The following is an 11,759-nucleotide window of genomic DNA, read 5'->3' on the forward strand; positions in this document are numbered from 1 at the left end:
GCCCGAGGTGAAGGGCCTCGGCCTCGCCGCGGGCGCCCGCCGCCCGGGGGCGAAGAAGGCGCCCGCCAAGCAGGTGTCGCCGAACGAGGGCGAGCCGACGGTCGTGCAGCCCGCCAACGTCGACCCGGATCAGGTGGAGGCCGGCACCGAGCCGGACGACACCGCCGATTCGGATCGTGGACTCGCCGAGCACGAGGCCGGCGCCCGGCCCGAGCCCGAGGTCAAGGGTCTGGGCATCGCCCCGGGCGCCCGCCGCCCCGGCGCGAAGAAGGCGCCCGCCAAGAAGGCTGCTCCGAGCGCGCCGGAGTCGAAGCCCGAAGCGGCGCCCGAGCCGGAACCCGAGACCGCCCCCGAGCCGACGGACCAGGCGCCGACGGACAGCGAGGACGCCCCGGCGCCCTCGACGAACGGCTCCGGCAACGGGGAGGCCCGTGTCGTCGGAGACGAGCCGCCGGTCAAGGGGCTGGGCATCGCCAAGGGCGCCCGCCGCCCCGGCCGGAGGTAGGGAGACCGCGAGCGAGAATCGTTCGCGCCCAATGCACACGAGCCGTTCTTCAGCTAATTGACGGCGGGCCCCCAGCCGTTCATACGTAGGCATTTCACTTTCGTCACCGACCGTGGCGAACGTCCGGTCTCCCGACCACCTCGAGGAGTGGGATGCTGGGCAGCCCGGACGACGGCGTTCCCGTACTGCGGACACCCGCAGCGCGTTGGCGAAGCATCATCCTGCCCGTGGTCATCCTGCTGGCGGTCGGGATCGTCGCCCTGCTGCTGACGGGTCGCGGGCAGCAGACGGAGATCCAGGGCGCGGGCTCCACCCTGGCGCAGCCGCTGATCGAGCGGTCCGCGACCGCCTTTCGCGACGCCCAGGCCGCCGACGACCCCGAGCGGCCCGGCGCGACCGGCAACGACTGGGTGCTCAACGGCAACGGCATCGACTACGAGCCCGTCGGATCGATGGGCGGCATCCAGCGACTGTCCGATCCCGAGATCGACTTCGCCGTCTCCGACTACCCGTTGACGGCTGACGGACTGAAACAACTCGCCGTCACGCAGTTCCCGATCGCACTGGGCGCCATAGCGGTGGTGCACAACGTCGAGCTGCCCGACGGTCGGGACCTGCGCCTGGACGCGGGCACCCTGGCCGCCATCTACCTCGGCGAGATCACCCGCTGGAACGACCGGAAGATAGCCGCACTGAATCCCGGTGTCCCGCTAGCTGACTCGGCGGTGACCGTGGTGCACCGCAGCGACGGGTCGGGGTCGACCAAGGGGTTCACCGGCTACCTGAGCGCAGGCAGTCCGCAGTGGAAATCCGGACCCGGCACGGGCACCCTGGTCGACTGGCCGACGGGCACCGGGGCGGAACGTACCGGCGGCATGATCGAGCAGGTGCGCGACAACGCCGGGTCGATCGGCTACGTCGAGTTCGGCCAGGCGCAGCGCGCAGGTCTGGACGTGGTCGCACTGGCCAACGAGTCCGGGAACTACGTTCGCCCGAGCGCCGACGCCATCCTCGCGGCGGCCTCCTCCCACGACTGGAGCGGCAAGGACGATTACGCCGCCTCGCTGGGGACTTCGGACGCCACCTCGGCGTACCCGGCTACCGTCGGCATCTACGTGCTGGTCAAGCGCGATCCGGAATTCCAGCAGCAGACCGAGCGCACCCTCGGGTACCTGCGCTTCCTTCTCAACGACTTCGGCAGCGGCACCGAAGAACTCGGCTACGTCCCGATGCCGAACGCGGCTGCGGTGTCGATCGAGAACTACATGGCGAAGACGGTCACCAGCGACGCCTGACCCGCCCGTCACCCGAACCCACAACCCCCACCCTGAGCAGCGTCAAGAAGGAACATCGTGGATGTCGACATCCTCAAGGAGATCATCGCCCCCGTCGTCGGTGGGCTCGGCATATTCCTGCTGGGCCTGGAGTTCATGGAACGGGGCATCCAGTCCCTGTCGGTGAACCGGATGCGCGACCTACTGGGCAAGATGGCGGGCAATCCGGCCAAGGGCGTGGTCGCCGGAACGCTGATCACCGGGATCATCCAGTCGTCGACCGCGATGACGGTGATGACGGTCGGGCTGGTCAACTCCGGGGTGCTGGCGCTGCGCGGCGCCATCGGCGTGATCATGGGCGCCAACATCGGGACCACACTGGGCAACGGCTTGATCGCCCTGCCGCTCGGCCCGCTGGGTCTGCTGTTCGCGGGCATCTTCGCCTCGATCTACGTCTTCTCGAAGGCTGACAAGGCACGAGCGATCGCCCTGTGCGGCATGGGTTTTGCGTTGGTGTTCTACGGGCTCAACCTGATGACCGGCGGGCTCAAGCCACTGCGCGAGATGCCGCAGGTGATGAACGTCATCTCCAGCCTGGACGCGGGGTCGTTCGTCGGCGTCGTCTCCTGTGCCCTCATCGCCGCGCTGATCACCGCGCTGATCCACTCGTCGTCGGCGACCATCGGCATCGTGATGGGCCTGGGCGCCTCCGGCGTGCTGGAGTGGAAGACCGCGATCGCCTTCGCCATCGGCGCCGACCTCGGCACCACCATCACGTCGTGGATCGCCTCGCTCAACCTGTCCAAGAACGCGAAACGGACGGCCTACGCCCACATCGCCTTCAACTTCATCGGCGTCTGCGTCGTCCTCGTCCTGTTCTTCCCCGCCATCCAGGTACTGACCTGGGTGATGGGATTCTTCGGCGGCGACCCGGGAAGCCCGGTGGTCGTGGACGGGGAGGAGACGTTCCCGTTGGTGCCCGTCGCGGTCGGGTTGTTCTCGATCTTCTTCAACATCTTCAACGTCCTCATCCTGTTCCCGTTCGTCGGCACCTTCGAGCGGGTGCTGATGCGGATCGGACACAAGGGCGACGACGTCGAGGACTACTCGTTGCCGAAGTACCTGGACCGCAAGGCGCTCGACGACTTCAACCGCGCCGTGCCCGCCATGCGCCAGGAGGTGGCCCGCGCGCTGCAGGGAAGCAGACTGTTCCTCGACACCGCCCGGGGCAAGCAGACCGTGAAGAAGACCGCCGAGCACTCCGCGGCGATCGACGCGCTCAACCGCGAGATCCGGGTCTATTCGGCGCAGCTGTTCCACGGCAACCGCACCCGTGAGCAGATGGACCTCGTCGCCAGCATGATCGAGGAGGCCGATTTCACCGGCTCGCTGACCGAGTCGCTGCACCAGATCGCCAGGCGGATCCAGCGCGAGCCGTTCAGCCCCGCCAGCCGGGAGGTGCTCGACAAGGGACTCGACCATCTCGACAAGAAGCTGTCGGTGCTCGAGGGCGTGCCCGACGTCGACGGGCTCGCCTCTGCGGCCGGAGCGACCCTGGTCGACGCCCCGGAGTTCGAGGCGATGCGGTGGACGGTGATCGACGCCGAGGACATCCCGGCCGCCGAGAAGGGGGCGTTGCTCGCACTCCTCGGGTCGATGGAACGGGCGGAGGCGTTGATCGACCGGATCGCCCAGGAACGCGCCTCGGTGGACCGCGATCAGGCCAGCGTGCTCGCCCAGGCCTGACTGTCTGTGTGATTTGTGGAGTCGTAGCCGCGCTCACCGCGGCTACGACTCCACAATTCTTTATCCGCTGGACGGCAATGCGACCATGGAGGACGTGACCAGCCAACAGGTGCCTGCCGAGAAGATGTGGCACACCAGCCACACGCCGCGGCAGCGGACGTTCAACCAGTCCTCGAAGCTGCAGGACGTGCTCTACGAGATCCGCGGCCCGGTACACGAGCACGCCTCCCGGCTGGAGGCCGAGGGCCATCGCATCCTCAAGCTGAACATCGGCAACCCCGCTCCGTTCGGCTTCGAGGCGCCCGACGTCATCATGCGCGACATCATCGCGGCGCTGCCGTACGCGCAGGGCTACTCCGACTCAAAGGGCATCATGCCCGCGCGCCGGGCGGTGTTCACCCGCTACGAACTGGTCGACGGCTTCCCGCGCTTCGACATCGACGACGTCTACCTCGGCAACGGCGTCTCCGAGCTGATCACGATGACGCTGCAGGCCCTGCTCGACAACGGCGACCAGGTGCTGATCCCGGCGCCGGACTATCCGCTGTGGACAGCGTCGACCTCGCTGGCCGGCGGCACCCCGGTGCACTACATCTGCGACGAGACCCAGGGCTGGCAGCCCGACATCGCCGACCTGGAGTCCAAGATCACCGACCGCACCAAGGCGCTGGTGGTCATCAACCCGAACAACCCGACCGGCGCGGTGTACAGCCGCGAGGTCCTCGAGCAGATGGCGGACCTGGCGCGCAGGCACCAGCTGCTGCTGCTGGCCGACGAGATCTACGACAAGATCCTCTACGACGACGCCGAGCACATCGCGATGGCCTCGGTGGCGCCGGACGTGCTGACACTGACGTTCAACGGGTTGTCGAAGGCTTACCGTGTCGCCGGCTACCGGGCCGGCTGGCTGGTGATCACCGGCCCGAAGGAGCACGCGGCCAGCTTCATCGAGGGCATCAGCCTGCTCGCCAACATGCGGCTGTGCCCGAATGTGCCCGCACAGCACGCCATCCAGGTCGCCCTCGGTGGCCATCAGAGCATCGACGACCTGGTCCTGCCGGGCGGGCGGCTGCTCGAGCAGCGGGATGTGGCGTGGGAGAAGCTCAACGAGATCCCCGGTGTGTCGTGCGTGAAGCCGCGGGGCGCGCTCTACGCGTTCCCGCGTCTGGACCCCGAGGTGTACGACATCGTCGACGACGAGCAGTTGGTGCTCGACCTGCTGCTGCAGGAGAAGATCCTCGTCACCCAGGGCACCGGCTTCAACTGGCCGGCACCCGACCACCTGCGCATCGTGACGCTGCCGTGGGCGCGCGACCTGGCCAACGCGATCGACCGGCTGGGCAACTTCCTGGTGAGCTACCGGCAGTGAGTCGCCGGCACCGCCCTCTACCCTGACCGGGTGACGCACTCCCATGCCCACTCCCATTCCCTGAGCGGGCCCGCCCCGCTGGGCCCGCTGGCGGCGAAGATCGTCGTCGGCCTGCTGATCGCGATCGGTGTCGCGGTGCTCGCGAGCGCGGCACTGCTGTGGCCGAGCCAGCAGAAGGTCGACATCCCGCTGCCCTTCCAGAACGCCCAGGGCGGCGCGGTGACCACCGAGAGCGGCCATGTGGTGTCCACCAGCCTCGGCACCTGCGGCAGCCCGTCGGCCGGCGCCGTGCTGACCGCCGATCCGGTGCCTGCGCAGGGCGAGGGCGCCGAATGTGTGCAGACCCTGGTGTCCATCGACTCGGGGCCGAACAAGGGCGCCGACACCCTGCTGGAGTTCAGTGGCGGCCCGGGCCAGCCGAATCTGATGGCCGGTGACGACATCCGCATCAGCCGCCAGGTGGATCAGGGCGGCACCACCACCTATTCGTTCTACGACTACGAGCGGGCCTGGCCGCTGTTCGGGATGGCCGCGGTGTTCGCGATCGTCGTGGTCGCCGTTGCCCGGTGGCGCGGACTGCGGGCGCTGGTCGGCATCGTGGTGGCCTTCGGGGTCCTGGTGGTGTTCCTGTTGCCGGCGCTGCGTGACGGCGCGTCGGCGATCCCGGTCTCTCTGGTGGCGTCCGCGGCGATCCTGTACGCGGTCATCTACCTGGCCCACGGCGTCAGCCTGCGCACCAGCGCGGCACTGCTGGGCACCCTGGCGTCACTGCTGCTGGCGGCGCTGTTGTCCTGGCTGGCAATCGAACTCGCGCACCTGACCGGACTGTCGGAGGACCAGAACAACGAGGTGGCCGCCTACCTGGGCAACGTGTCGATCACCGGCCTGCTGCTAGCCGGCTTCATCATCGGTTCGCTCGGCGTGCTCAACGACGTGACGGTGACGCAGGCGTCCACCGTGTTCGAGCTCGCCGAACTGGAGGGCGCCAAACTATCCCCCGGTCACTCCGTTCCTGCCCGCCGGACCAGGCGCAAGATCTTCGTCGGCGCCATGCGGGTCGGTCGCGATCACATCGCCAGCACCGTCTACACCCTGGTGCTGGCCTACGCAGGCAGCGCGCTGCCGCTGCTGCTGTTGTTCAGCGTCGCCAATCGCGCCCTCGGCGACGTGCTGACCAGTGAGAGTGTCGCCATCGAGATCGCCCGCTCCGCGGTCGGCGGGATCGCACTCGCGCTGTCGGTGCCGCTGACCACCGGCATAGCGGCCGTGCTGGCGACGCCTACCGCTCCAGCAGTTCCAGCAGGTAGGCGCCGTAGCCGGACTTGAGCAGTTCGCGGCCGCGGGCGGCGAGACCGTCGTCGTCGATCAAGCCGAGGCGCCACGCGATCTCCTCGGGCACGCTGATCTTGAGGCCCTGGCGACGCTCGATGGTGCGGACGAAATCGCCGGCGTCGAGCAGCGAGTCGAAGGTGCCGGTGTCCAGCCACGCCGTGCCGCGCGCGAGCACCTCCACCGACAGCCGGCCCTGCTCCAGGTAGGTCTGGCTGACCTCGGTGATCTCGTACTCCCCGCGCGCCGACGGCTTCAGTGACCGGGCGATGTCGATCACGTCGTTGTCGTAGAAGTACAGCCCCGGAACGGCGTAGTGGGATTTCGGGGTGGCCGGCTTCTCCTCCAGCGAGAGCACGACGCCGTTGTCGTCGAACTCCACCACGCCGTAATCGGACGGGTTGGCCACCCAGTACGCGAAGATCGCCCCGCCCTTCACCCCGGCGAACCGGCTGAGGTTGGTGCCCAGGCCGGGACCGTAGAAGATGTTGTCGCCCAACACTAGTGCCACCGAGTCGGAGCCGATGTGCGACGCACCGATCACGAAGGCCTGGGCGAGGCCGTCGGGGCGGTCCTGCACGGCATAGGTGATGTCGATCCCGAACGCGGAGCCGTCGCCGAGCAGGCGGTGGAAGGCGGGCGCATCCGCGGCGGTGGTGATCACCAGGATGTCCCGGATGCCCGCCATCATCAGGGTCGACAGCGGGTAGTAGATCATCGGCTTGTCGTACACGGGCATGAGCTGCTTGCTCGCGCCCAGCGTGATCGGTTGCAGCCTGGTGCCCGATCCACCGGCCAGGATGATGCCCTTCACACGAAGCCCTTCCTAGCCGCTCAGATCCTCTTCGGTCAGCTCGGTGGCAGCCAGCGCCGACGCCAGGTCGTCGTGCCGGAACACCGACGTGACCTTGTCGTGGACCACGCGGAACGCCGACGCCGCGGCCCCGCTGCCCTGCGCCCCCGCGACCCGCTGTTCGACGACGACAACGCCGTCGCGCACGTAGAGCTTCCCGGGTTCGGCGGTGATGCCCGCCGATCGCGCCCAGTCGAGCAGCGCGGCGTGGCCCTGGCGGGCGCCGCCGGCGTCGCCCACCTCGATGTCGTCGCTCGACAGCGCGACCAGGGTGTCGAAGTCCTGCTCGTTGAGCGCGTCGTGCCAGGCCAACACCGTCGCGATCTCGGAAGTGGTCATGCTCGCACGGTAGCCTACGGCGCGTCGCCGATGAACTCGTCGACCTGGCGCCTGGGCCGTCCCGGTTCAGAACTGCGTGCGCTGCAACCAGGTGTCCCACACCGCGGTCTCGCCGAACACCTGGAGGCCGAGTTCGGTGGCCGTCCGGCGCCGCGTGACGGCCAGCAACAGGTCCCGGGCCGGACCACGCAGGGCCACATCGCCTTTGCCGTGGCTGTGCGACCACGAGATGCCCTCCTCGTCGTGCACGACGGTCCACTCGCCGGTGACGCCGAGGCCGATGTCGGTGGCGTGCAGGTGCATCGTCTGCCCGCGGTCGAGCGCGTCGGTGATCAGCTTCGGGTTGGCCATCAGCTCCACCCATTCGCTGATCGCATCGGCGGCGAGGTCGGCGGGCACCTCGAAGACGCCGCCGACGGCCAGTGCCGCGTCGGCCCGGTGCACGAGCACCTCGTGCAGGCGGCGCCGGATCCACCAGCCGGCCGGCCGCGGTCCGGCGAATGTCCACACCCTGGCACTGCCCACCCGGTCCACCGCGTCGACGATCATCTGCGCGCCGCCGTTGAGCCAGTCGAGTGCCGCGTCGGGATCGGCCGGCGGCTTTCCGTCGCGCACCTCGCGCGGGTCGAGGGCGTCGCTGCGCCGGTCGGCGATGATCTGTGCGGCCCAACGGTTTCCGCGGCCGACATGCCGGAACAGATGCGTCAGGGTCCAGTCAGGACAGGTGGGCACCGGCGTGTCGGGATCGCCGGTGGCGATCACCGTGCCGAAGGCGTCGGTCTGCTCGAGCAGGGCGGCGCGGAAGTCCACGTCACGAACTTAGCGCCGCACGCGCCGTGCCGAGTGCGATCGGCAGAGTCGACCACCCCCGCAGCACCCTGGTGTCGCGGCGACTGCCTTCGCCGGCCAGCCGCGCGCCGGGGAATCGCTCGAAGAACGTCCGCAGGCCGACCTCCCCCTCGACCCGGGCCAGTGCGGCGCCGAGGCAGAAGTGCCTGCCACCGGAGAACGACAGGTGCCTGCCCGCGTTGTCGCGCTCGATGTCGAACCGGTGCGGATCGGTGAACACCGCCGGGTCGCGGTTCGCCCCGGCCAGGTGCAGCACGATGGTCTCGCCGCGGCGCAGCGCGGTGCCCGCCACCTCGACGTCCCTGCGCGCGGACCTTGCCGTCATCTGCACCGGCGGGTCGAGCCGCAGGATCTCCTCCACCGCGGTCGGCCACAGTTCCGGGCGCGCGGCGAGGGTGTCGAGGTGCTCCGGCGTGTCCAACAGCAGCCGGATGCCGTTGCCCAGCAGGTTCACCGTCGTCTCGAAGCCCGCGGCCAGCACCAGACCCGCCAGCGCCTCGAGTTCGGGCTCACTGAGCCGGTTCTCGGGGTCGGCGGCCGCGCTGGCCCGGATCAGCTGGCTCATCAGGTCGTCGCCGGGGTTGCGGCGCAGCTCCTTCAGGTGCTCGCGCAGCCAGGTGTTGAACCCGACGATGCCCTGGTGCACCTGCCGGTACTGCTGCCAGGACAGCCCGATGTCGAGGCTGGGCGCGCCCAGTTCGCCGAAGCGCAGGATCTGCGGCCGGTCGCGTTCGTGGACGCCGAGGATGTCGCTGATGACGGCGACCGGCAGCTGGGCGCAGTAGCTCTGCACCACGTCGACGACGTCGCTGCCGGAGCCCGCCAGGTCGTCGAGCAGTGCGTCGGCCCGCTGCTGCACCGAGTCCCGAAGTGCGCCAACTGCTCTGGCCGTGAACACCGACGACACCAGCTTGCGGCACCGGGTGTGGTCGGGCGGCTCGATCGACAGCAGGGACGGCGGCTGGATCGGGTGCATCAGACCGGTCTCGGTCTTCCTGGTGATCCACTGCTGCGGTGCGGGCAGATTGCTGCCCTGCGGCACGGTGCGGAAGTCGTCGTTGCGCAACAGGTCGGTGATGACGGCATGGTCGAACGTCAGCAGTGCGGCCCGGCCGCGGATGACGGGGCCCCTCGGCCGCAGTTCGTCGGCGAAGGCGGCCGGGTTCTCCCGGACGGACGGGTCGGCGATCAGGCGGGCCTGTGGGTCGCCGCGCCGCGCCGCGAGCGTCGACAGCCCGCGGATCACGCCGTGCAGGGCCACCCACCGGATGCGTTGTCTGAGGTCGGCGCTCATGTGTCGAGTCCGAGCACGGGTCGCAGGTCGTCCAACCGGTCGAACAGATGCCAGATATAGGACGACGTGCCGTTCTCACGGTGGGCGTGCAGGTCGGCCAGCGCGGGGTCGTCGCGATAGCTCTCGAAGGCCTCCCGGGAGTCCCACTCGACGAGGATCAGCACCTGGCGCGGCTCGAGGTCACCGATCATCGATTCCCGGAACTTGCCGAGCGCCACGACCCGGCCACCGTGCGCGGCCACCTCCTGCGGGGAGCGCTTGGAGTAGGCCCGGTACTCGTCGGCGTTCGCGACGTCGAACAGGTTGAGCGCGTAGACCGTCATACACCCCGACGCTACGCCGCGGGCGGTTCCGCGACGCGCCGGCCCAGCGCGTAGACCCGCCAGCCGGCGGCGCGCCACCGCTCCGAATCGAGGCAATTGCGGCCGTCGACAATGACTCTCGCCCGGACGGTGGCGGCCAGCTCGGCCGGGTCGAGCTCGACGAACTCGGGCCATTCCGTGAGGACCAGCACCGCGTCGGCGCGGTCACAGGCCTCCACCACCGACGTCGAGTAGTTCAGCGTCGGGAACACCCGCTGCGAGTTCTCCATCGCCTTGGGGTCGTAGACGTTCACCGTCGCCCCGTTGAGCTGCAACAGGCCGGCGACGTTGAGTGCCGGGGAGTCGCGCACGTCGTCGGACTCCGGCTTGAAGGCCGCACCGAGGACGGCGACGTTGGCCCCGAGCAGCGATCCGCCGCAGGCGGTCGTGGCGAGTTCCACCATCCGGGTGCGGCGCCGCATGTTGATGCTGTCCACCTCGCGCAGGAACGTCAGCGCGTGGTTGGCGCCCAGTTCGCCGGCGCGGGCCATGAAGGCGCGGATGTCCTTGGGCAGGCAGCCGCCGCCGAAACCCAGGCCGGCGTTGAGGAACCGGCGCCCGATGCGCGGGTCGTACCCCAGCGCGTCGGCCAGCAGCGTGACGTCGCCGTCGACGGCCTCACACACCTCGGAGATGGCGTTGATGAACGAGATCTTGGTGGCCAGAAAGGCGTTGGCCGACACCTTGACCAGTTCCGCGGTCTGCAGGTCGGTGAGCAGGAACGGCACGTCGTCAGCGAGGATCGGTCCGTAGAGCTCGCGCACCTCCGCTTCGGCCCGCACCGAATCACGTTGCACACCAAGCACGATGCGGTCGGGGTGCAGGGTGTCCTGCACGGCGAAGCCTTCGCGGAGGAACTCGGGGTTCCAGGCCACCTCGACGTCGACACCGTCGGGGGCCAGGCCGCGGGCCCGCTCGGCGAGGTCGGCGGCGGTGCCCACCGGCACGGTCGACTTGCCGACGATCACGGCGGACCGGCGCAACCGCGGCACCAGGCTGTCGATGACGGCGTGGACGTGCCGCAGGTCGGCGCCGTACTCGCCCTTCTTCTGCGGGGTGCCGACGCCGAGGAAGTGCACGTCGGCGAAATCGGCGGCCAGCTCGTAGTCGGTGGTGAACTGCAGCCGGCCGGCCGCCAGGTTCTCGTTGAGCAGTTCCGCCAGTCCGGGCTCGTAGAACGGGATGTCGCCCGCCGCCAGCTTGGCCACCTTGCCGGGGTCGATGTCGACACCGATCACCTCGTGGCCGAGTGCCGCCATCCCGGCCGCATGGGTCGCGCCGAGGTATCCGGTGCCGAACACAGTGCATCGCATACTGCCTGGATATGCCGGTGCGATGAGCTGACTGCTACGCGACACTGAGCGGCAGCCCAACATCGGGTGACGAACAGACGGTGCCCGGTCAGCCCAGGGACGGGAACGGCCAGAACGGCGAACCGCCGTTGCCGCCGGAGGATCCGCGGTCCCGGCCCGAGGACCCGCGGTCGCCGTCCGAGTCGCCGTAGTCACCGCGGCCGCGGGATCCGGAGTCCCCGTAGTCACCCCGGCTGCCCGAGTCCGACCCGGAGCCCGGGAACGGGAACGACGGCTGCCTCGGCGTCTGCGGCACCTGCGGGTACTGCGGATATTGCGGGTATTGCGGCTGCTGAGGCGTCTGCGGCCAGTCCGAGCCACCTCTCGGCGGATCGTCGTTCTGCCACGGGGGCGTCCACGGCGGCGTCCACGGCGACTTGGGCGGGTCGTAGACGCGCGGCGGCTGGAAGACCGGGTAGCGCGGGCGCGGATAGACGACGACGGGCGGCGGCAGGACCGCCGGCGGCGCGATCACCGGCGCGGGGGC

The 11,759-nt window shown here is 69.5% G+C and carries 10 protein-coding genes and 2 pseudogenes; 5 read left to right on the top strand and 7 right to left on the bottom strand.

The features are described from left to right. The 5 genes and pseudogenes from Q2100_RS25160 to Q2100_RS25180 all read left to right on the top strand — a co-directional run. Positions 1-505: pseudogene (locus tag Q2100_RS25160) on the top strand (Fe-S oxidoreductase); the annotation flags it as partial. Positions 506-657: 152 nt separating this feature from the next. Beyond that, the gene (gene pstS, locus Q2100_RS25165; RefSeq protein ID WP_302916248.1) at positions 658-1,800 is read left to right on the top strand and encodes a phosphate ABC transporter substrate-binding protein PstS; all 1,143 of its coding nucleotides are present in this window, start codon (positions 658-660) and stop codon (positions 1,798-1,800) included. Between the two features lie 57 nt (positions 1,801-1,857). Further along, positions 1,858-3,525 carry a Na/Pi cotransporter family protein gene (locus Q2100_RS25170; protein ID WP_302916249.1) on the top strand — a complete coding sequence of 556 codons (1,668 nt, stop codon included), beginning with the start codon at positions 1,858-1,860 and terminating at the stop codon, positions 3,523-3,525. Between the two features lie 85 nt (positions 3,526-3,610). Then, the gene (locus Q2100_RS25175; protein WP_407667689.1) at positions 3,611-4,894 is read left to right on the top strand and encodes a pyridoxal phosphate-dependent aminotransferase; all 1,284 of its coding nucleotides are present in this window, start codon (positions 3,611-3,613) and stop codon (positions 4,892-4,894) included. A gap of 30 nt (positions 4,895-4,924) precedes the next feature. After that, positions 4,925-6,220 (top strand): YibE/F family protein, encoded by a 1,296-nt coding sequence (locus Q2100_RS25180; protein WP_302916250.1) that lies wholly within the window; start codon positions 4,925-4,927, stop codon positions 6,218-6,220. Here Q2100_RS25180 and rfbA read toward each other — a convergent pair. The 7 genes and pseudogenes from rfbA to Q2100_RS25215 form a co-directional block, all read right to left on the bottom strand. After that, positions 6,174-7,037 (bottom strand): glucose-1-phosphate thymidylyltransferase RfbA, encoded by an 864-nt coding sequence (rfbA, locus tag Q2100_RS25185; RefSeq protein WP_302916251.1) that lies wholly within the window; start codon positions 7,035-7,037, stop codon positions 6,174-6,176. The two genes, Q2100_RS25180 and rfbA, sit on opposite strands and share 47 nt — an antisense overlap. A gap of 12 nt (positions 7,038-7,049) precedes the next feature. Next, positions 7,050-7,415 carry a nuclear transport factor 2 family protein gene (locus tag Q2100_RS25190; protein ID WP_269894742.1) on the bottom strand — a complete coding sequence of 122 codons (366 nt, stop codon included), beginning with the start codon at positions 7,413-7,415 and terminating at the stop codon, positions 7,050-7,052. Positions 7,416-7,481: 66 nt separating this feature from the next. Beyond that, positions 7,482-8,225, bottom strand: a complete 744-nt coding sequence (locus tag Q2100_RS25195; RefSeq protein ID WP_302916252.1) for a maleylpyruvate isomerase family mycothiol-dependent enzyme — start codon at positions 8,223-8,225, stop codon at positions 7,482-7,484. Between the two features lies 1 nt (position 8,226). Further along, positions 8,227-9,558, bottom strand: coding sequence for a cytochrome P450 (locus Q2100_RS25200; protein ID WP_302916253.1), 1,332 nt, complete (start codon positions 9,556-9,558; stop codon positions 8,227-8,229). Next, complete coding sequence (locus Q2100_RS25205) at positions 9,555-9,881, bottom strand: DUF1330 domain-containing protein (RefSeq protein ID WP_302916254.1); 327 nt, start codon at positions 9,879-9,881, stop codon at positions 9,555-9,557. Before Q2100_RS25205 ends, Q2100_RS25200 begins: the two co-directional genes overlap by 4 nt. Positions 9,882-9,892: 11 nt before the next feature. Next, positions 9,893-11,233: a UDP-glucose dehydrogenase family protein gene (locus Q2100_RS25210; RefSeq protein ID WP_302916255.1), complete on the bottom strand. Its 1,341-nt coding sequence runs from the start codon at positions 11,231-11,233 to the stop codon at positions 9,893-9,895. A gap of 88 nt (positions 11,234-11,321) precedes the next feature. Beyond that, a pseudogene (locus tag Q2100_RS25215) lies at positions 11,322-11,759 on the bottom strand (DUF7159 family protein); the annotation flags it as partial.

It is taken from the genome of Mycolicibacterium arseniciresistens (assembly GCF_030519285.1).
GTDB classification, from domain to species: domain Bacteria; phylum Actinomycetota; class Actinomycetes; order Mycobacteriales; family Mycobacteriaceae; genus Mycobacterium; species Mycobacterium arseniciresistens.